Here is a 24,014-nt window from a genome sequence, read left to right as displayed (position 1 = left end):
CGCGCAATGCCCACTGCATAAAGCTGCCACATCCCGGTCGGCAGACCTGCCCGCTACCCGGATTCCCGCTCATCGGCGGTTATTTATCGGCGCTTCCCACCAGAACTATCCGCGCGGCCGGTACCGCGCAACAGCCGGTACAGGAAGCTGCCAGCGAATCGTTCTCGTCCGCCGCCATCCCCTGATCAGGGGCCCGGTCCCGTGGCTGGTTCGCACGGTGGGTCCGAGCCCCTGACCTCCTCCTCCCGGCATGCCGCGGCGGGTGCGCGGAGCACCGCGGGCGCGCCGGAGGGAGGCACCGGCGGTCGTTCGGGGGATGACCACCGCCGGAGTCGGATCTCCCGCCGTCCACTTCCGGGACACGGGGTGTTCCGTCAACTGACTGGATTTCTATCCGAGTTCGTTGATCTTCCACAATGGCGCTAACAGGAAGGTGCCAGCGCAGGGCCCGCCCCCCGCCGCGGGCCGGCGGGACGCCATGACACCATCGGTCGGTGATCGAGCTCGGCTACTCCCTCTCCCACCGCTTCCCGGACCCTTCACAGACGGACTACCGGAGCGCCCCTGTTCAGGCCCTGCGCCACGACCTGTTCTGCGGCGATGTCCACCTGACGGACACATCGACCGGCCGCGAACTGTCCACAGCCTGGGGATGGGTGCCGGTGCTGGACTTCGCCTGGGCGCTGTGCGACATCGTCGAACTGCTCGACCGGGATCCGCGCGGCAGCCGCTCCGCCACCCCCGTCCACGCCGAACTGGACTTCACCGAATCCACCGACCGGATGCGCTTCGAGCGGCGCTTCGGATGGGTGGACATCACCGCCGACTGGGCACCGGCCACGGATCCACCGCTGAATTTCTCCCATGCCGCACTGCGCCGCGAGGCCCGGGACTTCCTGCACGATCTGATCGCGGATCTGGTGGATCTGCACGACGAGCTCGCGGACAACCCCGCCATCTGGAATCTGCAGGCCCGTTTCCCCCGCGTCTAACCGAACGCCGTAGGCCGACCGGTCCGTCTATCACCGGCCTATAGTCATGGACCTCCACTGGAATAGGACGGCCATAGGCGGGCATTCCATGCTGGTCCCGCGGACATGGATGCCGGTCCGCACAGACGAGGGAGGTGCAGTGGAAAACGTATCGACCACTGAGATTCCGGCCGGAGTGGAACTCGATTTCACGGCCTGGCTCCAGCACCTGGAACGCCGGGACCTGGGCGATCCGGCGGAGTTCGCCGCGGTCGTCAGGGAGCTGGCGCTCGACCCGCACCGCACGGAGTACGCCGAGTACATCGGGCCCCGGCAGTCGCTGATGAGCGACGCGGGCGCCCGCTGGGCCAGCCTGGTGGCCATGCTCATCAACGCCGTCCACAGCACCATCGCGGACCCGCCTGAGGCGTCTTGAGCCGGATCGGCCGGGGCCCGGGGCCGCCAAGGGCCGCCCGGGGCCCGACCGGATCAGCCCGTACCGCCCGGCGGTGACTGCGGCCCCGGTCCGCGGCCCCGCTGCTCACGGGCGAACAGCCACACCAATGGGCGGTACCGGTACCGCAGTTGGTCCCCGTCGGCGATGATGTCCAGCAGGCGGACCTCCGAGATCGACTCCAGTACGTCCTCGGCCCGCCCCTCCGGCCACCGCAGCTCCACGGCCGCCTGACGCGCCGTGAACGCGGAGCCCTGGTCCCGGTACGCCAGCGCCCGGAACGCGTACCGGGCCGTCGGCGCCAGCCGGGCGTGACAGCGGCTCAGGGTCGTCCGCACATCGAGACTGCCCAGGGACAGCTCGCCCAGCCGCCGCTCCGCGGGCGCCAGCCGGTCCGCCAGATGCGCCAGCCGCCACTGCGGATAGGCCGCCAGCCGCGCCGCGCAGATCCGCAGCGCCAGAGGGAGCCCGTCGCACCGCGCCACGATCCGGTCGGCCGCTTCCGGCTCCGCCGCCACCCTCCCGGGCCCCGCGAGTGCCGCCAGCAGCAGCCGCCCCTCCGCGGCGTCCAGCGGATCGAGCCGCACCACGCGCACCCCCTCCACCGAGGTGAGCGACGAGTGACCGGTGATCAGCGTGCGGCAGCCGTCGCCGTTCACCAGCAGCGGGCGCACCTGCCGGTCCTCGACCGCGTTGTCCAGCACCACCAGCGCCCGGCGGCCGGCCAGCCGGCTGCGGTACAGCTGCGCCCGTTCGTCCAGGGCGGCGGGCAGATCGTGATGGCCGACGCCGAGCGCCCGCAGGAACCAGCCGAGCACATCCAGCGGATCCTTGGGCCCGCCGCCCTCCTCCCTCAGGTCGGCGTACAGCTGCCCGTGCGGAAAGTCCGCACGGCACCGGTGCGCGGCGTGCACCGCCAGCGCCGAGGTGCCCGTCCCCGGAGCGCCGGTCAGCACCGTCGCCCCGCCACGCCCGGGGGCTCGCAGCCCGTCCGACACGACCGCGAGCTGCTCGGCGCGCCCGCTCAGATCGGCGATGTCGGTCGGCAGCATGGCGGGCATCAGACCGGCCCAGATGTCCCCGGCCATCGACCCGGGCCCGGGGACGCCCGCCCGCCCCGCCTTGTGCAGCCGCACCCGGACCGGCTCCGGGGCGGCGGGACCGGGCAGATCGCCGCGCAGCACCCCGTGGTGGACGTGGCGCAGCCCCGCACCGGGGTCCATCCCGAGCTCATCGCGCAGCACCCGCCGGCCGCGCTCGTAGACCGCCAGCGCGTCCGCCCGCCGGTCACACCGGTACAGCGCGGTCATCAACTGTCCGCGCAGGCCCTCCCGGAGCGGATGCTCGGCCACCAGCCGGGTCAGTTCGGGTACGGACCGGGCGTGCCGGCCCAGCGCCAGCTCCGCCTCGATGCGGTGCTCCACCGCGCTGATCCGGGCCTCCTCCAGCCGCGGCAGCTCCGTCTCCCCCAGGAAGCCGGTCACATCCGACAGGGCGGGCCCCCGCCACAGCGCCAGGGCGGTGTGCAGCCGCTCGGCGGCGTCCCCGTACCGGCCGTCGGCGAGTTCACCGCGCCCCTGTTCGGCGAGGCGCTGGAACTCCTCCCAGTCGAACCGGGCCCCGCTGTGGTCCATGGCGTACCCCGGGCCCCGGCGGGCCAGCTGGAGCCAGGGGGCGCAGCGCTTCCGCAGCCGCGAGATATGGGTGTAGAGCTGCGCGGTCATCGTGACCGGCGGATTGCGTCCCCACAGCAGCTCGCTGAGCCGGTCGTCCGAGACCACCCGGCCGCCGGACAGCAGCAGAGCGGCCAGCACGGTCCGCTGTTTGGCGCCTTCGACGGGCAGCAGCAGCCCGTCCACGCGCACCTCCACCGGCCCGAGGATTCCGAACTCCACCTGCCGCACAGCTGCCTCCCCACGGCCTCGGTGTCGTTCGGTCCGACCACCCCCGCCCTCGTTCGTCCCACCCCGCCCCGCCGTCGGCGAGGCGTCAGCAACCTGACAACTCGGCGATCCGCACCGCCGCGTCGATCGCCTCACAGCCGAGCTGATGCCCCGGATTGCGGCTCACCCGGCTGATCGGCCCGGAGAGCGACAGCGCCGCGATCACCCGCCCCTCCGGGGAGCGCACCGGCGCCGATACGGTCGCCATGTCCGGCTCCCAGCCCCCGACGCTCTGGGCCCAGCCCCGCCGCCGTACGCCGGAGAGCATGGCCGCGCTGAACCGGGCCCCGCGCAGCGCCTCGTACAGCACCTCGGGTTCCTCCCACGCGAGCAGTACCTGGGCCACCGCCCCGGACTTCATGGGAAACGCGGTGCCCACCGGCATCGGCTCACCGCCCAGCACCTCGGAGGAGGCCACACAGATCCGCATCCGGCCGCGGCGCCGGTGGAGCCGGGCGCTCGTCCCGGTCCGGGCGCTCACCTGCGCCAGGACCGGGCCCGCCTGGACCTTGAGCCGGTCCTGGCGCGCCTCGACGACCATGTCGCCCAGCCGGGGGCCGAGGGCGAAGCGCCCCTGCCCGTCGCGGGCGACCAGCCTCAGCCGCTCCAGGGCCACCACCAGCCGGTGCACGGTGGGCCGTTTCAGACCGGTGTCGGAGACCAGCCGGGCCAGCGTGGCGGGGCCGCTCTCCAACACGCCGAGCAGCAGTGACGCCTTGTCGAGCACGCCCACTCCGCTCATCGGCGGCGGTGAGGTCATCGTCGAGTGGGCCATGGACTCAACCCAGATGCTCGGCAAGCGCGCGGACGACGGCGTCGCGCTGCTCCACCAGGTAGAAGTGGTTCCCCGGCAGCACCCGCAGTTCGAAGCCCGCCGGCGCCACCTCGCCCCAGGCGGCCATGTCCTCCGCCGTGATGTGCGGGTCGCCGTCCCCGACATGCGCCACCACCGGGCAGCCGACCGGCACCGCGGTACGGGGGCCGTACGTCCCGACCGCCTTGAAGTCCGCCCGGAGCGCGGGCAGCACCACCTCGCGCAGATCCGGGTCGTCCAGCAGCTCGCCGTCGGTGCCGCCGAGCCCCCGCACCTCCTCCAGCAGCGCCTCGTCGCCGCCCAGGTAGGTGGTCCGGGGCGTCAGCTCGTGCGGGGCCTTCCGGCTGGAGACGAAGAGCGCCTGGGGGCGGATGCCGTACCGGCTCTCCAGCCGCAGCGCCACCTCGTACCCCACGGACGCGCCCATGCTGTGGCCGAAGAGGGTCAACGGCACGTCCGCGAAGGGCAGCAGGGCCGCGGTGACCTCGTCCGCGAGGTCCTCGATGCGGTCGATGCCCGGCTCGGCGAGCCGCTCCTGCCGGCCCGGATAACGCGTGGCGAGCACTTCCACCCCGTAGTCGAAGGCGGTCCCCCAGCCGTGGAAGAACCCGGCGGATCCCCCCGCGTGCGGCAGGCAGACCAGCCGCCCGCGCGGCGCCGCCCCGGTCCCGTATCTGCGGAACCACTTGCTGTCGATGCCGACGGCCATCTTCTCCACGCCCCTCCTCGTCATCGTCGGCCGATCCCCCGTCGCCCTGGTGACCCGCCCGCATTCCTTGCGGCCAGTTCTAGCCGCGCCCCGATGCACCGGGCAACGGCCGGTCATGAAGCTGCCATTGAGCCACTGAAAAGAATGCGATGGCTGTCACCGTCGCTCGCCGGCGGATTGCGAGATGAGCAGACCGAGTTCCGCGGCGCGCACTCCGGCCTGAAATCGTGAATTCGCCCCGAGTAATGCCATGATCTCCGCGACATATCTTCGGTAGGTGCGGACGGACATCGTGAGTTCCCGAGCCGCGACCTCGTCGGTCACCCCGGCCCGCAGCCGCTCGAGTATCTGCTGTGCGATATCCGCCCGCGTCTTGTCACCGAATTCGATGCGGTCGGAGACCTCGACCGCGTTGCGCCATACCCCGTCGAACAGCGCGACCAGCGGCTGGATGACACCGGGGGCGCGGACCACCGAGGCCCGGCGGCCGGACACCGACGCGGCGCACACCAGCGCGTGCTCATTGTCGGCGATCACGGCGACCAGCGCGGGGATCCGGGCCACCCGGGTCCGTACCCGCGGTTCGGCGGCATGCGCCGAGACGAACCGCCAGTCGAGCGTCGAGGGCGTGCACAGCAGCCGCACCCGGGAGGTCTTCCGCCCCGTACCGGACAGCAGCGCGGTCAGGGCACCGTGGACCGCCTCGGAGTACGCGGGCTCCGCGGCGAGCACCACGTCGACGTGTTCGGCCGCACCCGTGACCAGCCGCGCCGCCGTCTCGACGGCGTCCTCATGGGTGTCGATGACGTCCACCATGGAGTCGCGGTGCAGCTGATTACGGCGTCTGTCCACCGTGGACGCGAGGAGCGCGCTGACTTCCAGCAGCTCCCGTTCGAATTCATCGGCGGCCTCGACCGGAACGAGGTCGACCTCTCGACGGCTGCTGCCCGAAGAGCTCTCGGACACCCCGGATGGCACACCACTCACCCCCGCGTGAGTTCTTCATCGCGTATCAACCGCGGAACACCCACTCGTGTCCGCCCATCGGCACGGCACGGCACGCACCGCGTCGCTCCCCGGGTCAGTCGGCCGTCGACAGCAGGCCCAGCTCGACCGCCCGCACTCCCGCCTGGAACCGGGAGCTGGCCCCCAACGCCCGCATGATCTCCGCGACATGGCGCCGGTAGGTGCGTAACGACACCTCGACCTCACGGGCCGCGACATCGTCGGTATAACCCTTGCAGAGCCGCTCCAGGATGCGCCGGGCGGACTCGGTCCGCAGCCGCTCGCTGATCCAGCGGTGCTCCGCGAGGCGCACCGCGCCCGACCACGCACCGGCGAACAGCAGATCCAGGGCCCGGACGGACGCCGTGTCCTCGATGACCGACACCACGTCCCCTCCCCCGCGCTCCACGGAGGACCGGACCATGGCCACGCTGCCGTCCACGATCAGCATCTCCATGACCGCGTCGACCACCTTGACCTGCGTGTTCACACCGCTTTCCACGGCGGCCCGGGTCGCGGGGTCGGCGAGCGCACCAGGAGTGCACAGCAGCCGCACCGGAATGCGCTCATGGCCCGGCCCGGTCAGCCGACGCAGCGCCGACACCATGATCTCGGCCCGGTCGCCGCCGGCGGGGAGCGCGATGCTGATGCCGTGCCGGGCCCGGTCGACAAGCCCCTCCACGGCGTTCGCGACGGCCGCGTCATTCCCCTTCATGGTCACCACGGCGTGCCGGGCCACGGTGCGGCGGTGCAGATTCACCGTCGATTCGATCAATTTACGGGCCTGGAGCAGTGCCTGCACGACACCGTCACGTCCCGGTTCGGGACCACCGGGTCCCGAAGCCGTGCCTATCGCCGCCGGTTCCCCCGCTCTCGCGGAAACAGGCGCCATCGCCAAACCTGTCACGCTTTACCCCCGTTATGACACAACGATCACCAGCGGACATCGGACCGGTAGGTCCGGGATGCGGCTGGGAGGTTGAAGTGAGTGGCCATCCCCCTGAATGGCCAGGTATGTTCCGTCGCCAAAGGTTGAAAGCCGGAACACTTCAATTATCGATGCGCGGCCGACAGTAGTTCCCACTCCTACGCCAGTCAACGCGTCCAAGTCGGCACAGAAAGAGTAGGCAGGTCTTCCCCTTATCGGCCCCCCTTTGGCCCCCCGCGCGAACCCCCGAAGTTGTCAGCTAGCTGCAGTACAGCCCCGGGCTCCCCCGCCTCCGACGTCGTGATCATCACTGTACGCATCGGTCAGGAGGCTTTCAGCGAGCGTCCCGGGTTGTTTCTGTCCTGTTACTGCCAGCCAACATAGGGAATCGGAGAATGACCCCGACAAGCCGCGAACCAGCGGGTCAACCACTCCACATCCATGTGGCGATCATTCACATGAGGAGTTCCCCATTCCTGGGTGACCGCCGCCACAAGTCGGGCCGAAGTGGCGATTGCAGCATGCGTCAGGCCGCCGCGCAGACGCCCTTCATGCTGTCGATCAGCGCGAGCACCGCCCGTGCGGACGGAAGAATCATGCGGCCTTCCCTGGTGAGCTGGGCACCGGTGGAGTCGCGGGTGAAAAGCTTGGTGCCCAACATCTGTTCCAGGCACTTGATCTGGTAACTGATGGCCGGTTGTGAATAGCCGAGCACCTTGGCCGCTTGGTCCATGCGTCCTATCTCAGCTATGGAAACGAAAGCGCGGAACTCCCGCTCATGCATTTTGCCCCCTGTCCGGCGGCCACCATCCGATGGCCGTCGAGAACCCGTCGCCGAGAAGGCACGGGTTATCCGATCCGTCGAGACCATATCAACGTACTCAATCTTGGAAGGCAACATCCGGTGCAGGAAGCTGCAATGCGACGGGCCCCGAAGACTTCACAAGAGCGGAACATGCTGCAACGCCGGAGGTGAAGAACCCGGCTCCGATGAAAGTTCACGCGGCGTTCACCGCACACATCGCGCGGGCGGTCCAGGCAACTCGGCCGCGGGCGCACCGTGGCGGTCCACCGGGCCGGGCGGTATGAGGACGAGAAGGAGAGGGCGAGCGGTTCCAAGGGGAAGGCGACCGGTTCCGGCGGCCGCGAGGACTTCACGGGCGGCGCCGCGAGGACTTCACGGGCTCGGAAGCGGTCGAGTGAGATAGCAAACGCCCCGGAGGGCAGACCGTCCGGGGCTTCTTCCCTGCTCGGGCTCAGAGCCGACTGTCGGGTTCGAACCGACGACCTTCGCTTTACAAGAGCGGTGCTCTACCAGCTGAGCTAAGTCGGCGTCCCCTGTAGTGTACCCGGCCCCGAGGTGTGATCCGTTCGAAAATTCTCGGGTCCTGGCTAGAGACATGGCCGCCCTCGCCGGTATAGCGTCACGCCAATCCACCTCCGGTGGACTAGACCCCTCCTTTACTCGGATCGTCCGGCACGTTCCTGCCGGTGAAGGGACAGATCACCATGGCCACCGTCACGTACGACAAGGCAACCCGGGTGTACCCGGGCACCGAGAAGCCCGCCGTCGACCAGCTCGACATCTCCATCGAGGACGGCGAGTTCCTCGTACTCGTCGGCCCCTCCGGCTGCGGGAAGTCGACCTCCCTGCGGATGCTCGCGGGGCTGGAGGACGTCAACGGCGGGACCATCCGGATCGGGGACCGCGACGTCACCCATCTGCCGCCGAAGGACCGGGACATCGCCATGGTGTTCCAGAACTACGCGCTGTACCCGCACATGTCCGTCGCCCAGAACATGGGCTTCGCGCTCAAGATCGCCGGCGTGAACAAGACCGAGATCCGGCAGAAGGTCGAGGACGCGGCGAAGATCCTGGACCTCACCGAGTACCTCGAGCGCAAGCCGAAGGCGCTGTCCGGTGGTCAGCGGCAGCGTGTCGCGATGGGCCGGGCGATCGTCCGGGAGCCGCAGGTGTTCCTCATGGACGAGCCGCTGTCCAACCTGGACGCCAAGCTGCGTGTGCAGACGCGTACCCAGATCGCCAGCCTCCAGCGGCGGCTGGGCATCACGACGGTGTACGTCACCCACGACCAGGTCGAGGCCATGACCATGGGCGACCGGGTGGCGGTGCTGAAGGACGGTCTGCTCCAGCAGGTCGACTCGCCGCGCAACATGTACGACCGCCCCGCCAACCTCTTCGTCGCGGGCTTCATCGGCTCGCCCGCGATGAACCTGGTCGAGGTGCCCATCGCCGACGGCGGTGTGAAGTTCGGCAACAGCGTCGTCCCGGTCTCGCGTGAGGCGCTGAGCGCCGCGTCCGACAAGGGCGACCGCACGGTCACCGTGGGCGTACGGCCCGAGCACTTCGACGTGGTCGAGCAGAACGGCGGCGCCGCCCAGGGCCTCACCAAGGCCTCCGACGACGCCCCGGCCGGTCTCGCCGTCACCGTCAACGTCGTGGAGGAGCTCGGCGCCGACGGTTACGTCTACGGCACCGCCGAGGTCGGCGGCGAGGTCAAGGACCTGGTCGTCCGCGTGAACGGGCGCCAGGTGCCGGAGAAGGGCGCGCAGTTGCACGTCGTGCCGCGGCCGGGTGAGACGCACGTCTTCTCGACCTCGTCCGGGGAGCGGCTCAGCGACTGAGGCCGCTGACCCGACAGTTCGTACCGACGGCGCCGTTCGTCCGCTTCCCGCGGACGGGCGGCGCCGTCGCGTTGGGGTGGGCGGGGAGCGAGCGCGCCGCGGTGTTGCGTTGTCGATAAATTCCCCGACATTCCGCGCATTTCGCCCCCGAGCGTCAACCCTCCGAACGCCAAGAGTGGGTTTCCATCACCCGGCCCGGTGACGGAATGTCGTCAAATCGTCGCTCCTCGCTACGATCACCGCATAGCGCAGTTCCGCACCACCCACTCCGTACCGCCCACTCCGTACCGCCCACCCGCGAGGAACCACCCCGTGAACCACGCAGCCCGCCGCATCGGCAGAACGCTCGCCCTCGTCCTCCCCGTCGTGCTCGTCCTCTCCGGCACCCTCGCGGTCACCCGCGTCCCCTGGGCCTCGCCGAGCGCCGAGTCGCAGATCCTCACCGCCTCGTCCGACCGGGCGTCCACCCATGCCACCCACCGGGCGCCGCACGAGCTGCTGCGCGACCGGCTGCTCGCCGAGCTCCAGGAGAAGAACCCCTCCGTGGCGCTCACCCACCTCCAGGTGGCGACGGCCGAACGGCCCTCGCTCGCCAAGCACTGCGCCTCCATCGCCCGTGCGCTCGGCCGCGCCGCGGTCGCCAAGTACGGCGGTGTGAGCCGCGCCCAGGCGTACGCACGGCCCGTCTGCGACACCTCGTTCGCGTCCGGGACCACCCAGGCGTACCGCTGACCGCGCCCCCGCCGTCCCGCCGGGGCTCTTCCCACCCTTGTTCCCCCTTCGGCGGTCCCCGCACCGCATATGGTGCGGTTCATGAGCGATGACGACGAGCGCAAGCCCGGGCATCACTACCAGACCGCGCGCCCCACACAAGCCGTCGTCCTGGCCGGAGGCCAGGGGTCACGGCTGCGTCCGTACACCGACGACCGCCCCAAGCCGATGGTCGAGATCCCGGGCACCGGGACTCCGATCATCGGCCACCAGCTGGCCTGGCTGGCCGCCGAGGGCGTCACCGACGCCGTGGTCTCCTGCGGCCACCTCGCCGCCGTCCTCCAGGACTGGCTCGAGGCGGCGGAGCTGCCGCTGCGGGTGAAGACCGTCGTCGAGAAGGAGCCGCTGGGGCGCGGCGGCGGCCTGAAGTTCGCCGCCGCCAGGCTCCCGGAGCCCGACCAGCCCTGGTACGCCACCAACGGCGACATCTGGACCCGCTTCTCGCTCCGCGACATGGCGGACTTCCACGACGAGCGCGGCGCCACCGCCACGCTCGCCCTCGCCCGGCCGCGCATTCCGTGGGGGGCGGTGGAGACCAATGAGTTCGGCCACGTCCTGGACTTCATCGAGTCGCCGCCCTCGCCGTACCTCATCAACGCGGGCGTCTACGTCTTCTCCGCCGCCTTCACCGCGCTGCTGCCCGACCGGGGCGACCACGAGCGCACCACCTTCCCGCGCCTGGCGCGGGAACGTCGGCTGGCGGGCTTCCCACTGCCCCAGGGCGCGTACTGGCGGGCCATCGACACGGCCAAGGACCTGACCGAGGCCGCCAAGGAACTGGCCGCAGGCCCCCCACCCCACGGCCACGGCCCCTTCGACTCGACGCCTGTGCCACACGCCTGAGCCCCGGATGCGCCACGCGACGCCCTCAGGCTCGGCCGCGGGGCCGCGCCCCGACGCCCCGACGCCCCGACGCCCCGACGGATCGTGCCGCCTGCGGCTTGCTCACGCCTGTGCCACACGCCTGAGCCCCGGATGCGCCGCGCGACGCCGTCAGGCTCGGCCGCGCCCCGGCGCCCCGGCGGATCGTGCCGCCTGCCGCGCGCTGTTCCCCGCCCCTTCCCACGACTGGAGCGCCGCCGGCGTGCCAGGAGGAGTCGCGATATGCGGCTCCGCCGCGAAGTGGGCTGCGCCCCAGCCCCGGGGTCCAGGGGCGAAGCCCCAGCCAGGCGGCGGAGCCGTGTATCGACGCTGCGGGAAGGGGCGGCGAGGCGAAAGACCCGCCGACCCCGCCGCCCCATCGTGCGCCGGCCAGGCCGGCACAGCCGCCAGGCCCAGTCATCCTGGGGTGCCGACGCGCAAGGGGTATCCGGGGCTCCACCCCCGGACCCGGGGTCTGGGGCGGAGCCCCGGTTGAGGGAAGGGGCGGGGAGGGGAACAGCCCGCCGCAGGCGCCAAGGTCCGCCGGACACCTCCCCAGTGCGCCCACAAGCCTGAGGCGGACGGCGGCTGTCAGGACGGGCACCGAACCCGCGCCGGCCCGTGAGCGGATGGCGAAGCCGTCGTGGGTGTCGCTGGGCGTCGCTGGGTGTCCTGTGCGGGAGCGCGATCGTTCTCAGCCGAGGAGGCCGCCCAAGGCGGCTTCCTCGGCGGCCGGGTCGCTGTAGTTGTATGTGTTGTCCTCCGGGGGGCCGCCCTCCGGGCCGCCCGCGGACAGGCCGCCACCGGCGCCGCCCAGCGAGGACGGGCCCGGCGCCGTCGGGGCGAGGGGGTGGCGCGGGGAGCGGGGGGCCGTACCCAGACCCGGGCGGGGCCGGGACGCGCCGCTGGGGCGGCCGGACGTGCCGGACGCCGAATCCGTCGCGCTCGGCACCCCTGACGAGGACGTCGACGCCGAGGAGTCCGTGGCGGACGGCTCGGGGCGGTGCGACAGCCGCTCGCGCGGCGACGGCGCGCCCGCCGTGCCCCCGCCCGTGCCCACCGTCCCGCGCTGCCCACCGCGCGGGCTCTCCGCGGGCTTGCTGGGCAGCGGCGAGCCGGGGAGGTTGTTCGTGGGCAGATCGCTCGGCTCCGGCGCCTTCACGACCTCCGAGGACCGTACGGCGGCGCCCAGCATCGAGCCCACCAGCAGCGTCAGCCCGGCGACCACCATCGCCATCACGCCGCCGCGGCGCAGCACCCGGCGCCGCAGCTCCCACAGTTCGGCCCGGGGGCCGAGCCGCCGCCACGCCTCGCCGGCAAGTCGGCCGTCCACCGAGTAGACCGGCGCGCCCGCGATGATCAGCGGGCTCCAGGCGGCGAGGTAGATGATGTCGGGCGCGTCATAGACCGGCACCGTACGCCAGCTCACGGTGACGATCAGCGCGGCGGACAGCAGCGCGCCGAACGAGGCGGCCAGCCGCTGCCACAGCCCGAGTACGGTGAGCACGCCGACCACGATCTGCAGGAACGCCACGGTCAGCCCGGCGCCCACGGGATGCTCCAGCGCCAGGTCGCGAAGCGGCTCGGCGATCGGCCACGGGTGCAGCCCGCGCAGCCAGGTGACCATCGAGCCGCGCTCGCCGCCGTCGAAGTAGACAGGGTCGGAGAGCTTGCCCATCCCGGCGTAGACGGAGATGAAGCCGAGGAAGATGCGCAGCGGGAGCAGGACGACGCCGAGGTTCATCCGGCGCCCGGGGTAGTAGGCGTGGCGTACGGACTCGGAGTGGCGGCGCGGGCGCGGAACCGCGGCGCGCCGCGACTCGTCCGGCTCGCCGTCGAGGGCGCCCGGCCGTCCGGAGGACACGCCGCGCCGCTCCGCCCCGGCCGCCCTGGCCACCGCGCTCGCCCTGCCCGCTTCGCGCGCTCCGCCCGCCTCGGCCGGGCCGTCCGCGCCCGGACGCCGCCGCCCACCGGACGACCGGGGCACTCCACCGGACGACCTGGGCACGGACTCCGTACGCGGGTTGCGCGGGCCGATGACCGTGGGCGCCGTGTCGTCGTCGAAGGCGATCCGCGGCAGCACCTGCGTGGCGCCCACGTCCTCGGCGCCCTCGCCCGCCCGGGAACGGCCCACACCATCGTTCAGGCCATCGGACAGACTGTCGGTCAGCCCCTCGGAGGAGTACCGCACGGCCTGCAGCAGCCGGGTCGCCGCGGTGTCCCCGCCGGGGCGGGTGCGGCCGCTCCACACCACGGGCGGCCGACGCCGGCCGGGGGCCGGGACGCGGGCGAGCCGGGCCGTGTCCGTCAGCGTGTTGCTGACGACCGGGACGCTGAGCTGCACCCGGAAGCTCGGGGCATTGACGGCGACCTGCGCCGGATCGCATGGCACCTTGGCCATGGTCAGCTGTGGTTCGTCGTCGAATCCCCCCGCGCGTCCCGCCAGGGGCGAAGGCATGCGGGCTTTTCTGGTCTCCACGTCCAACTAACCGAGTGACGGACGGGAAAGACACTGCCGGGGACGTCCCGATCTGTCCGAGGCCCGTCAAGATCATCGGGCCGGAGGGCGCCTCATGGACCGGGGCAGCCACGCCCCGGCCCACGCCCGTACCGGACTCGCCCCGCCCGGCGGCGCACCGCCACGCCCAGCGGCGGCGCACCGCTCACACCAGGGTCAGCCCCGGCGCCGTGCCGCCTCGTACAGCACGACGCCCGCCGCCACGCCCGCGTTCAGCGACTCCGCGCCGCCCGGCATCGGAATCCGCACCCGCAGATCGCAGGTCTCGCCCACCAGCCGCGACAGCCCCTTGCCCTCGCTGCCGACGACGATCACGACCGGGCCGTCCAGCACCTCGAGGTCCTGCAACTCGACATCGCCGTCCGCCGCCAGCCCGACCACCGTCAGGCCCGCCTTCTGGTAGGCCTCCAGGGTCCGGGTGAGGTTGGTCGCGCGGGCGACCGGGGTGCGGGCGGCGGTGCCCGCGGAGGTCTTCCAGGCGCCCGCGGTCATCCCGGCCGCGCGCCGCTCCGGTACGACGACGCCATGGCCGCCGAAGGCGGACACCGAGCGGACCACCGCGCCCAGGTTGCGCGGATCCGTGACGCCGTCGAGGGCGACGATCAGCGGGTCCTCGCCCTCGTCGAAGGCGGCCGCGCTCAGGTCCTCGGGGTGGGCGTACTCGTACGGCGGGACCTGGAGCACCAGGCCCTGGTGGTTCAGCCCGTTCGTCATCCGGTCCAGCTCGGCCTTGGGCGCCTCCATGAGGTGGATGCCGCCGCGGTCGGCCGCGACCTTCAGCGCCTCGCGCACCCGGTCGTCGCTGTCGATGAACTGCTGCACATACAGCGTGTTCGCCGGAACGCCCTCGCGCAGCGCCTCGACCACCGGGTTACGGCCCACCACCAGCTCGTTGGAGCCCTTGCCGCCGCGCCGCGGGACGGGGCGCTTGGCGGCCTGGCGGGCGCGGGCGTTGGCCATCCGCTGCTTGGCGTGTCCCTTGCGCATCTCGGCGGGCGGGGTGGGCCCCTTGCCCTCGAGGGAGCGGCGCCGCTTACCGCCGCTGCCGACCGTCGCGCCCTTCTTGTTGCTGGTACGGCGGTTCCTGCGCTGGCTGTTGCCGGCCATGAATGTCACCTGTCTCTTCACTGCTCAGCGCTGCTCGGCAAACGGCAACGGAAAACGTCGAACGTCACACGCGTCTACGGTCGAACGGTCGAACGGTCGTATGTACGGTCACAAGTGTGCCGCCCGACGCGGCGGGCGGCACAAACGGCCAGGTCAGCGGGTGCTCAGCTCCCAGCGCGGCCCGGACGGGGTGTCCTCGATCACCAGACCCGACTGCTGGAGCTGATCGCGGATCGCGTCCGCCGTCGCGTAGTCCTTACGGGCCCGCGCGGCCTGCCGCTGCTCCAGGACCAGCCGGACGAGGGAATCGACCACGCCGTGCAGATCCTCACCGCGGTCCGAACCGCCCGCCCAGTGCTCGTCGAGCGGATCGAGTCCCAGCACGCCCAGCATGGCCCGCACCTCGGCGAGCCGGGCGACCGCCGCCTCCTTGTCGTCGGCGGTCAGGGCGGAGTTCCCCTGGCGGACGGTGGTGTGGACGACCGCGAGCGCCTGCGGCACCCCGAGGTCGTCGTCCATCGCCTCGGCGAACGCGGGCGGCACCTCGGCGGCGGGCTCCACGTTCCCGGCCTTCTCCACCACGCGCTGGATGAAGCCCTCGATCCGCGCGAACGCCGACTCGGCCTCGCGCAGGGCCTCCTCGCTGTACTCGATCATCGACCGGTAGTGCGGGGTGCCCAGGTAGTAGCGGAGCACGATCGGACGCCAGCGCTTGACCATCTCGGAGACCAGCACCGAGTTGCCGAGCGACTTGCTCATCTTCTCGCCGCTCATGGTCACCCAGGCGTTGTGCGCCCAGTAGGCGGCGAAGTCGTCGCCGAACGCCTTGGCCTGCGCGATCTCGTTCTCATGGTGCGGGAAGATCAGGTCGACGCCGCCGCCGTGGATGTCGAAGGCGCGCCCGAGGTACTTGTGCGCCATCGCCGAGCACTCCAGGTGCCAGCCGGGACGGCCGCGCCCCCACGGGGTCTCCCAGCTGGGCTCCCCCGGCTTCGCCGCCTTCCACATGGCGAAATCGCGCGGGTCGCGCTTGCCGGTCTCGCCCTCGCCCGAGGGCTGGCGCAGTCCGTCCAGATCCTGGTTGGAGAGCTTCAGATACTCGGGGAACGAGCGCACATCGAAGTAGACATTGCCCTCGGCGGCATACGCATGACCCCGGTCGATCAGCTCCCGCATCATCTCGATCATCTCGGGGACATGACCGGTCGCCCGCGGCTCATAGGTCACGGGCAGGCAGCCGAGGATGTCGTACGCCTGGTTGAAGGCGCGCTCGTTCTCGTAGCCGATCGCCCACCAGGGGCGCTTCTGCTCCGCCGACTTCGCGATGATCTTGTCGTCGATGTCCGTGACATTGCGGATGAACGTCACGTCATAGCCGCGGTGGGCGAACCAGCGGCGCATGATGTCGAAGTTCAGCCCCGACCTGATGTGCCCGATATGCGGGGCGGCCTGCACGGTCGCGCCGCACAGGTAGATCGAGACGCAGCCCGGGTTGAGCGGGGTGAAGTCACGGATCTGCCGGGCGCTGGTGTCGTACAGGCGAATAGTCACGCATCAAGGGTAGTGGGAAGTGAACGGTGCCCCGTGCCCCTTCCCTCACGGGACACAGAAGCGTGACACTCGGGACGCGGGTGACACTCCGGACGCACCCGCGCGCCCCCTGACCGCCGGAACGCCGGGCGGCGCCACCGGAGCACCCGCGCGCCCATCCGGAACGCCGGGCGGCGCCACCGCCGGAGCGCCCGCCCCCCGTGCGGACCGCGGTCGCCCCTACCGCCGGAACACCAGCGCCGTCGCGATCGCCGCGAGCCCCTCGGCGCGGCCGGTCAGGCCCAGCCCGTCCGTGGTCGTACCGGACACCGAGACCGGGGCGCCCACGGCCGCCGTCAGCGCCTTCGTCGCCTCTTCGCGCCGTTTGCCGATCTTCGGGCGTACGCCGATCACCTGGATCGCCACATTGCCGATCTCGAAGCCCGCGTCCCGGACGATCCGGGCGGCCTCGGCGAGCAGCGTGGTGCCGGCCGCGCCGGACCACTCGGGGCGGCCGGTGCCGAAGTGGGCGCCGAGATCGCCGAGCCCGGCGGCGGAGAACAGCGCGTCACAGGCGGCGTGCGCGGCCACATCGCCATCGGAGTGCCCGGCGAGTCCGTACTCCTCGCCCTCCCACAGCAGCCCGGCGCACCACAGCTCACGGCCCCTCTCGAAGGCGTGCACATCCGTGCCGATGCCCACCAGGGGGAGCATCGCCGCGTCAGAAGCCATCGTTCGCCCTCCTGCGGGCCAGGACCGCCTCGGCCAGCACCAGGTCCAGCGGCCGGGTCACCTTGAACGCCTCCTCGTGGCCGGGGACGACCACGACCTCCACGCCGAGCCGCTCCACCATGCCCGCGTCGTCCGTGGCGCCCTCGCCCTCCAGGACGATCTTCTCGTGGGCGGCCACGAGCGTGGCGCGGTCGAAGCCCTGCGGGGTCTGGACGGCGCGCAGCAGGGCGCGCTCGGGGGTGCCGACCACCGGTTCGGGCTCACCGGCCCGCTCCCCGGTGCGCGGCTCGACCCGCTTCACGGTGTCGGCCAGCGGCAGCGCCGGGACGACGGCGGGCGCCCCGTCCCGTACGGCGTCGACGACCGCGTCCACCGTGTCCACGGGCACCAGCGGCCGGGCCGCGTCGTGCACCAGCACGGTGGTGACGGTCTCGGGGACGGCGGCCAGCCCCTTGCGCACCGACTCCTGGCGGGTCTCGCCGCCGGGCACGACGACCACCTCGGTGGTGTCGCCGAGGCTGCCGCTCAGCGGATGCGCGTCCAGCAGCCGCCGCACCTCGTCGGCGCCGTCCGGCGGGGCGACCACGACGACGAGGGAGACGGAGCGGGATCCGGCCATCGCCCGTACGGCGTGGACGAGCATGGGCGTGCCGCTCAGCGGACGCAGCGCCTTGGGGGCGCCCGGCCCCAGCCGCACGCCGCGACCCGCGGCGGGGATCACGGCGGCGGTGCGGGCGGTTCGCCCGGACGCGCCGGAGCCGTCGTGATCCGGTGCGGACATTGAGTTGGCGTTCAGGTTTGCTTCCTCAGCCGAGATGGGTATGGCCACAGCGTGCCGGGCGCGATGCCCCGACCGGCCCCTTCCGTGACGACTGGTCGAGCCAGCTGCCCGGGCCCGGCACACCTACACCGCGCACCGTGCGCGCGGTGGCGCATCGGCACCAGGTGCGATGGGCCAGGTGCGATGGACCGGGGGCTCAGAGATCGCTCGGGGGATCAAAGGAGATCACTCGGGGGATCAGTGACGCCCGGCACGTACACATGCCGCAGCGCCCGGCGACAGACGATTAGCGGGAATTCACGTCTGAGTCACTCGGGCACCACGGCATTGATTTGTCAGGACGCGAGAACCTCGTCGAGCAGGGCCTCGGCCTTGTCCTCGTTGGTGCTCTCGGCGAGGGCGAGCTCGCTCACCAGGATCTGGCGGGCCTTGGCGAGCATGCGCTTCTCACCGGCGGAGAGTCCGCGCTCACGCTCTCGGCGCCACAGGTCACGCACGACCTCGGCAACCTTGATCACATCGCCGGAGGCGAGCTTCTCGAGATTTGCCTTGTAGCGACGGGACCAGTTCGTCGGTTCTTCCGCATACGGTGCGCGCAGCACCTCGAAGACCCGGTCCAGCCCGTCTTGGCCGACCACATCACGCACACCGACGAACTCCGCATTGTCCGCCGGCACACGAACCGTCAGGTCACCCTGGGCGACCTTCAGCACCAAGTAGGTCTTGTCCACGCCTTTGATCTGGCGAGTTTCGATGGCCTCGATCAGCGCGGCCCCGTGATGGGGATAGACCACGGTGTCGCCAACCTTGAACGTCATGTGACAGGTACCCCTTCCGTGGCTATCTAGGGTAACACGGGAACGCCTTCTTCTGAATGGCGTTTTCGCAGGTCAGGGCATATCTCGGGGCTTGACAAGTGCGGCAGGAACGTGCTGCGCGAGGCCCGCGGAACCGGGTATTCGCAGGTGGGAGCGGCTGTCCGGGCACCCCGAAACCCGCCCGTTACGCGTCGGAAGAAGCCCGGACGAGTGGCCCTACGTCCCGTTTTGCCGGAGTCCAGTCGATGGACTTCCGCTACTCCGTTCGGATCAGAAGCGAGGGATCCGGCCCCGATTCGCGAATTGATCACGGAGTTGATCACGCAGAGCGGATCAAGTCTGTGATCAATTCTCGGACATGCATGGATTCCTTACCGATAATCTCCCGCGCGGCCGGTAGAGCCGATATTCGGGACTTCGGGACGGTGGCGTACGGACCGCGTAACGCACCCGGGAAGCGCGCCGGAACCATGCCGGAACCACGCCGGAACCACCCCGGAACCGGCAGCGTACGGGCCTGCCGCCCCGGGGCCGGTCGCCTTGGGGCGGGTCGGGTGCGGGCCGAAGAGGGCGGATCGGTAATCTAAGCGCGCTGATCCAACCTTTACCTCGTCCTAGGAGATGCCGCCGCCGTGAGCAGCAGCCTTCGACGCGGCGCCCTCGCCGCAGCCGCCATCGTGGTCTCGGTCGCCCCGCTCTCCGCCTGCGGAGCCGGGAACGACGCGCAGACGCTGGGGGTCAAGCCCGACAACGCCGCGACGTCCATCGGGGACATCAAGATCCAGAACGCCACCGTGGTGACCCAGCCGGACCGCACCGCCGAGGGCCCGGCCGTCGTCACCGGCCGGATCTTCAACAACGGCAAGAACGACCAGACCGTCAAGGCCATCACCCTCCCCGGCACCAGCGCTCGGGTGAAGCTCTCCCCGGCCAAGGGCAAGGGCCCGGTCGTGGTCCCGCGCGGCGGCTCGGTGGCGTTCGGCGGCGAGGGCAACGCCTCCGCCGTCATCAGCGACGGGCGCGAGGCCACCCAGGACGGCAACGCGCAGCGGGTCGTCTTCGACCTCAGCTCGACCGGCAACATCCCGATCACCGCGTTCGTGGTCCCGGCGAGGAGCTACTTCAAGGGCTGGGGCCCGTCCGAGCTCCCGACCGCCAGGCCGTCGGGCTCGGCGACGCCCAGCGGCAAGCCGAGTGGTACGCCCAGTGGCACCGCCAGTGGTGAGCCCAGTGGCACCCCGACCGGCACGGCGAGCGGCCGGCCCGGCGGCGAGGAGAGCAGCGACGTCCCCAACGGCATCGCGTCCGGCGAGCCCAACCCGAACGGCGGCGGTCACTGAGACCCGCTAGGGCATGCGTGAGGGCGGCCCTGGACCTTTCCTCCAGGGCCGCCCTCACGCATGAGCCGCTTGCCACGGCTCGACCGAGCCGGTTTACGGCTCGAACTTGTAGCCCAGACCCCGCACCGTCACCAGGTACCGAGGCGCACCCGGGTCCGGCTCGAGCCCCCCTTCCCCGTGCGCCCCTCGCACCGCTCGGCCCTGGCGGGCCTCACGGGCTTCGGCACGCTGTGCCGGACTCCGTCCGGCGGTCCGGGGCTCAGGCCCGGCTTTACGGCTCGAACTTGTAGCCCAGACCCCGCACCGTCACCAGGTACCGAGGCGCACCCGGGTCCGGCTCGATCTTGGCCCGGAGGCGCTTGACGTGGACGTCGAGGGTCTTGGTGTCGCCCACGTAGTCCGCGCCCCAGACGCGGTCGATCAGCTGCATACGGGTCAGCACCCGGCCGGCGTTCCGGAGCAGCATCTCCAGCAGGTCGAACTCCTTCAGCGGGAGGTCAACCTTGCCGCCGCCGACCGTGACCACGTGCCGGTCGACGTCCATCCGGACCGGTCCGGCCTCCAGGGCGGCCGGGGTGACCTCCTCCGGCTCACCGCGGCGGCGCAGCACGGCTCTGATCCGGGCGACCAGCTCGCGCGAGGAGAAGGGCTTGGTCACATAGTCGTCGGCGCCTATTTCCAGCCCGACCACCTTGTCGATCTCGCTGTCCTTGGCGGTCACCATGATCACCGGGACATTGGACCGGCCGCGCAGCTGCCGACAGACCTCCGTACCGGGCAGGCCCGGCAGCATCAGGTCGAGCAGCACCAGGTCGGCGCCGTTCCGCTCGAACTCATCGAGCCCCTCGGGGCCGGTAGTCGCGATCGCGACCTCGAATCCCTCCTTGCGAAGCATGTACGACAGCGCGTCGCTGAACGATTCCTCGTCCTCGACGACCAGAACTCGGGTCACGGAAGGACCTCCGGGGCTGAGAGTGGTTCATTGGTGAAGGTCTCGTACGGCCGGCCGTGGTCCTCGCCATCGAGGTCTCCGGTGTCGTACGACTCGCTCGACTCGCTCGACTCGCGCGTCTCGCTCCGCGAGCGGTCCCGGTCCCGCGCCGCACCGGCTTCCGGGAGTCTCAGGGTGAAGGTGGAGCCCTGTCCCTCGGCGCTCCACACGGTGACCTCCCCGCCGTGCGAGGCGGCCACATGCTTGACGATGGCGAGCCCGAGCCCGGTCCCGCCGGTCTGCCGCGAGCGGGCCGGGTCGACCCGGTAGAAGCGCTCGAAGATCCGCTCGCGGTCCTTCTCGGAGATGCCTATGCCCTGGTCGGTCACGGCGATCTCGATCAGGTCCCCGCCGGTCGCGGGGATGCGGCGGGCGGCGATGCCGACGCGGGTGCGGGCCGGGCTGTAGTTGACCGCGTTCTCGACGAGATTGCCGAGCGCGGCGGCCAGCTGACCGCGGTTGCCCCAGACGTGCAGATCGGCGGTGCCGCCCGTGGCCATCGTGATCTGTTTGGTGCCCGCCTGATGGCGGCACCGGTCGATGGCCTCGGCGACGAGCTCGTCCACCCGGACCGGCTCGGCGTCCTCCAGCGGGTCGTCGTTCTGCACCCGGGAGAGGTCGATGAGCTCCTGGACCAGGCTGGTCAGGCGGGTGGCCTCGACCTGCATCCGCCCGGCGAAGCGGGTGACCGCCTCCGGGTCGTCGGACGCGTCCATCACGGCCTCGGACAGCAGGGACAGCGCGCCGACCGGGGTTTTGAGCTCATGGCTGACGTTGGCGACGAAGTCGCGTCGTACGGCCTCGATCCGGCGGGCCTCGGTGAGGTCCTCCACGAGCAGCAGGACCAGCCGGGAGCCCAGCGGGGCCACTCTGGCGGAGACCGCGAGCGCGTCGCCGCCCCGGCCGGTGCCGCGGCGCGGCAGATCGAGCTCGATCTGCCGGATCTCGCCGTCCCGCCGGGTGTCGCGGGCCATCGCCAGCATCGGCTCGACGGCCAGCTTGCCGCCGCGCACCAGGCCCAGCGCGTACGCGGCCGAGCTCGCCTTGACGACGGCGTCCGCCTCGTCGAGGACGACGGCCGAGGAACGCAGTACCGACAGCACTGTGTCCACGCCGGGCGGCAGCACGGCGTCGGTATGCAGCGAGGAGCGCGTAGGCTTCGCCTGTTCACGCTCGCTCCAGCGGAACGCCAGCATGGCGATGACGCCGGTGCACAACCCGGCGAGCGCCGCCACTGCGGCGATCGCCGCGTTCACGTTCATGCATCCAGGTTATGCGGGCGGCGAGACCCCTCCACAGCCCCGTGACGATCCCCTCGGTCAGACGTTGCCGAGAGTTCACCGAGGAGTCGGTACCGGTTCACTCCGGACCTTTCGTCGAGCGGGTCTCACACGGGGCAGCCGGGGCTGCGTTGCCGAGAGTTCACCTGGGCATCAGGTGTGATTAACGCCCGATGCCGGAAGCGGACGCGTTTCGGCCGGAGCGTGGAAGTGTGGGGCCCCGGGGCATGAGCCACGGAGAACTGCCAGGAAACCTGTCAGAGCCTGTCAAAGATCGTCACCGAGAGTCAGTGAAAGAGGTCAGTGATGCGGGACGCGTACCACGAGGAGCTTGATTCGATCGGGGACGGCCTGGTCGACATGGCCCGGCTCGTCGGTTCGGCCATCGGCCGTGCCACCACTGCCATTCTCGACGCGGACCTCAAGCTCGCCGAGAGCGTCATCGCCGCCGATGAGAAGGTCGATGATCTGCAGCGGGACCTGGAGGGACGGGCGATAGCCCTGCTCGCCCGGCAGCAGCCGGTCGCCACCGATCTGCGGATCGTGGTGACCAGCCTGCGGATGAGCGCCGACCTGGAGCGCTCCGGCGACCTCGCGCAGCACGTCGCCAAGCTGGCCCGGCTCCGCTTCCCGAACTCGGCCGTGCCGCACGATCTGCACGCCACGATCCTGGAGATGGGCCAGCTCGCCCAGCGGCTGATGGCGAAGGCCGCCGAGGTCATCATCACCAAGGACGTCGACCTCGCACTCCAGCTGGAGCAGGACGACGACGCGATGGACCTGCTGCACCGCGCCCTCTTCCAGCACCTGATGGACGACCGCTGGAAGCACGGCATCGAGACGGCCGTGGATGTCACGCTGCTGGGCCGCTACTACGAGCGGTTCGCGGACCACGCGGTCTCGGTCGCCAAGCGCGTGGTCTACCTGGTCACCGGTGAGCACGCCGACGAGATATCCCCGCAAGGGGATGTCGAAGGGGCATGACCGTCGAGGGGCGCGAGCGGCTGCGGGGCGTGAGCGTCCGCGACGGTGTGCATCAAAGCGCCGTCGACGCGCCCCTGCGCTCGGCCGCCGGGTCGTCGGCACCATGAGCAGCAGGTGACGTGCCCTCTCCCGAGGAGGAGACTCATGGCGGACCTCTCCAAGCCCGAACCCGCTCCGACCCACCCCGTCGGCGCATGCGGCTGCGGCTCGGGCTGCGGCTGCGGCTGTCAGTCCGGCGGCCCGTGCCAGTGCGGCGGCAACTGCGGCTGACCGGCGCGACCGATACAACCGACACGGCGGAGGGCCTGGGACCGGCGACCGGTCCCAGGCCCTCCGTCATGTCTCCCGGACTTCTCTCGTGTCGGCCCCGGCTCGTCCCGCCCGAGGTGCGGTCGGAGCCGGAAGCGGCGAGCCTGGTCCTATGGAGGACAAGACCCCGGCCCCGCCCCGCGTCGTGGTGGACGAACCGCTGGACGGCCGCCGCCGTGTGCTGATCGACGGCGCCGACGTCGGAGTGGTGGTGAGCCCGGACGAGCTCCGGCGGCTCCTGCACCGCGCGGGTGTGATGGAAGAGGACACGCCCCTCGACAACCCCGAGCTGATCAAATGGAACGGCGGCGGCCCCGACGACTGGCCCGCCGCGCCCAGATGACGCACGCCGCCCGACTCACGTACGCGCCCTGCTGACGCGCGCCCAGATGGCGTAGCAGAGACGACAGAACCGCCACAACGTCCGGCGCCGGTCCCTCCCCTCGTGGGGACCGGTGCCGAACGCTGGAGCGGTGCCGAGCCGCGCCGTACGGTGCGGCTCAGGGGGCTGGATCCGTGGTC

Annotated in this window: 22 protein-coding genes, 1 tRNA gene and 1 pseudogene; 8 read left to right on the top strand and 16 right to left on the bottom strand. The window is 71.3% G+C overall.

Translation table 11 applies throughout. The features are described 5' to 3' along the window. Positions 1-494 precede the first annotated feature (494 nt). Entirely contained in the window at positions 495-992 is a 498-nt protein-coding gene (locus ACMTAK_RS28360; protein WP_413808795.1) for a hypothetical protein, read from the top strand. Between the two features lie 139 nt (positions 993-1,131). Beyond that, a complete protein-coding gene (locus tag ACMTAK_RS28355) occupies positions 1,132-1,407 on the top strand; it encodes a hypothetical protein (protein WP_262699247.1) in 276 nt (91 codons plus the stop codon). A 53-nt stretch (positions 1,408-1,460) separates the two neighbouring features. Here ACMTAK_RS28355 and ACMTAK_RS28350 read toward each other — a convergent pair whose 3' ends face one another. The 7 genes from ACMTAK_RS28350 to ACMTAK_RS28320 form a co-directional block, all read right to left on the bottom strand. Further along, on the bottom strand, positions 1,461-3,329 hold the full coding sequence (locus tag ACMTAK_RS28350; RefSeq protein ID WP_413808794.1) for an AfsR/SARP family transcriptional regulator: 1,869 nt from the start codon (positions 3,327-3,329) through the stop codon (positions 1,461-1,463). Between the two features lie 85 nt (positions 3,330-3,414). Continuing rightward, a complete protein-coding gene (locus ACMTAK_RS28345) occupies positions 3,415-4,143 on the bottom strand; it encodes an IclR family transcriptional regulator (RefSeq protein ID WP_413808793.1) in 729 nt (242 codons plus the stop codon). A 4-nt stretch (positions 4,144-4,147) separates the two neighbouring features. Next, positions 4,148-4,891: a thioesterase II family protein gene (locus ACMTAK_RS28340; RefSeq protein WP_413813013.1), complete on the bottom strand. Its 744-nt coding sequence runs from the start codon at positions 4,889-4,891 to the stop codon at positions 4,148-4,150. Between the two features lie 156 nt (positions 4,892-5,047). Continuing rightward, entirely contained in the window at positions 5,048-5,857 is an 810-nt protein-coding gene (locus ACMTAK_RS28335; protein ID WP_413808792.1) for a LuxR family transcriptional regulator, read from the bottom strand. Positions 5,858-5,972: 115 nt separating this feature from the next. After that, the gene (locus ACMTAK_RS28330) at positions 5,973-6,698 is read right to left on the bottom strand and encodes a DNA-binding response regulator (protein WP_413808791.1); all 726 of its coding nucleotides are present in this window, start codon (positions 6,696-6,698) and stop codon (positions 5,973-5,975) included. Positions 6,699-7,350: 652 nt separating this feature from the next. Continuing rightward, positions 7,351-7,608, bottom strand: a complete 258-nt coding sequence (locus tag ACMTAK_RS28325; protein WP_046084493.1) for a LysR family transcriptional regulator — start codon at positions 7,606-7,608, stop codon at positions 7,351-7,353. Positions 7,609-8,084: 476 nt separating this feature from the next. Further along, positions 8,085-8,157, bottom strand: a tRNA-Thr gene (locus tag ACMTAK_RS28320). 176 nt (positions 8,158-8,333) lie between these two features. On the opposite strand from ACMTAK_RS28320, the gene ACMTAK_RS28315 reads away from it, so the two are divergent. The 3 genes from ACMTAK_RS28315 (at position 8,334) to ACMTAK_RS28305 (ending at position 11,084) form a co-directional block, all read left to right on the top strand. Then, complete coding sequence (locus ACMTAK_RS28315) at positions 8,334-9,470, top strand: ABC transporter ATP-binding protein (protein WP_413813012.1); 1,137 nt, start codon at positions 8,334-8,336, stop codon at positions 9,468-9,470. Between the two features lie 312 nt (positions 9,471-9,782). Then, a complete protein-coding gene (locus ACMTAK_RS28310) occupies positions 9,783-10,202 on the top strand; it encodes a hypothetical protein (protein WP_020870433.1) in 420 nt (139 codons plus the stop codon). 81 nt (positions 10,203-10,283) lie between these two features. After that, positions 10,284-11,084: a nucleotidyltransferase family protein gene (locus ACMTAK_RS28305; protein WP_413808790.1), complete on the top strand. Its 801-nt coding sequence runs from the start codon at positions 10,284-10,286 to the stop codon at positions 11,082-11,084. Positions 11,085-11,796: 712 nt separating this feature from the next. On the opposite strand, the gene ACMTAK_RS28300 is transcribed toward ACMTAK_RS28305, so the two are convergent. From ACMTAK_RS28300 to ACMTAK_RS28275, 6 genes are all read right to left on the bottom strand, one after another. Then, positions 11,797-13,560: a DoxX family protein gene (locus ACMTAK_RS28300; RefSeq protein WP_413808789.1), complete on the bottom strand. Its 1,764-nt coding sequence runs from the start codon at positions 13,558-13,560 to the stop codon at positions 11,797-11,799. 216 nt (positions 13,561-13,776) lie between these two features. Further along, complete coding sequence (rlmB, locus tag ACMTAK_RS28295) at positions 13,777-14,727, bottom strand: 23S rRNA (guanosine(2251)-2'-O)-methyltransferase RlmB (RefSeq protein ID WP_413808788.1); 951 nt, start codon at positions 14,725-14,727, stop codon at positions 13,777-13,779. 153 nt (positions 14,728-14,880) lie between these two features. Continuing rightward, complete coding sequence (cysS, locus tag ACMTAK_RS28290) at positions 14,881-16,278, bottom strand: cysteine--tRNA ligase (RefSeq protein WP_413808787.1); 1,398 nt, start codon at positions 16,276-16,278, stop codon at positions 14,881-14,883. Between the two features lie 219 nt (positions 16,279-16,497). Then, on the bottom strand, positions 16,498-16,989 hold the full coding sequence (gene ispF, locus ACMTAK_RS28285; RefSeq protein WP_413808786.1) for a 2-C-methyl-D-erythritol 2,4-cyclodiphosphate synthase: 492 nt from the start codon (positions 16,987-16,989) through the stop codon (positions 16,498-16,500). Next, positions 16,979-17,770 carry a 2-C-methyl-D-erythritol 4-phosphate cytidylyltransferase gene (gene ispD, locus ACMTAK_RS28280; RefSeq protein ID WP_413808785.1) on the bottom strand — a complete coding sequence of 264 codons (792 nt, stop codon included), beginning with the start codon at positions 17,768-17,770 and terminating at the stop codon, positions 16,979-16,981. Before ispD ends, ispF begins: the two co-directional genes overlap by 11 nt. Before the next feature lie 335 nt (positions 17,771-18,105). Then, a complete protein-coding gene (locus ACMTAK_RS28275; RefSeq protein ID WP_009716930.1) occupies positions 18,106-18,588 on the bottom strand; it encodes a CarD family transcriptional regulator in 483 nt (160 codons plus the stop codon). A gap of 632 nt (positions 18,589-19,220) precedes the next feature. Between ACMTAK_RS28275 and ACMTAK_RS28270 the strand changes: the two genes are divergently transcribed. Beyond that, entirely contained in the window at positions 19,221-19,928 is a 708-nt protein-coding gene (locus tag ACMTAK_RS28270; protein ID WP_413808784.1) for a DUF461 domain-containing protein, read from the top strand. Between the two features lie 93 nt (positions 19,929-20,021). Here ACMTAK_RS28270 and ACMTAK_RS52685 read toward each other — a convergent pair. The 3 genes and pseudogenes from ACMTAK_RS52685 to ACMTAK_RS28260 all read right to left on the bottom strand — a co-directional run. After that, positions 20,022-20,093, bottom strand: a pseudogene (locus tag ACMTAK_RS52685) (DNA-binding response regulator); the annotation flags it as partial. A gap of 106 nt (positions 20,094-20,199) precedes the next feature. After that, on the bottom strand, positions 20,200-20,880 hold the full coding sequence (locus tag ACMTAK_RS28265; RefSeq protein WP_037960596.1) for a response regulator transcription factor: 681 nt from the start codon (positions 20,878-20,880) through the stop codon (positions 20,200-20,202). Then, a complete protein-coding gene (locus ACMTAK_RS28260; RefSeq protein ID WP_413808783.1) occupies positions 20,877-22,181 on the bottom strand; it encodes a sensor histidine kinase in 1,305 nt (434 codons plus the stop codon). Before ACMTAK_RS28260 ends, ACMTAK_RS28265 begins: the two co-directional genes overlap by 4 nt. A gap of 324 nt (positions 22,182-22,505) precedes the next feature. Between ACMTAK_RS28260 and phoU the strand changes: the two genes are divergently transcribed. Both phoU and ACMTAK_RS28250 read left to right on the top strand, forming a co-directional pair. Continuing rightward, positions 22,506-23,183: a phosphate signaling complex protein PhoU gene (gene phoU, locus ACMTAK_RS28255; protein ID WP_413808782.1), complete on the top strand. Its 678-nt coding sequence runs from the start codon at positions 22,506-22,508 to the stop codon at positions 23,181-23,183. A gap of 421 nt (positions 23,184-23,604) precedes the next feature. Next, positions 23,605-23,835: a hypothetical protein gene (locus ACMTAK_RS28250; protein ID WP_413808781.1), complete on the top strand. Its 231-nt coding sequence runs from the start codon at positions 23,605-23,607 to the stop codon at positions 23,833-23,835. The last annotated feature ends 179 nt before the right edge of the window (positions 23,836-24,014 follow it).

It is taken from the genome of Streptomyces lacaronensis (genome assembly GCF_047337785.1).
GTDB classification, from domain to species: Bacteria; Actinomycetota; Actinomycetes; order Streptomycetales; family Streptomycetaceae; genus Streptomyces; species Streptomyces lycopersici.
This window is presented reverse-complemented; position numbering and strand designations above follow the sequence as displayed.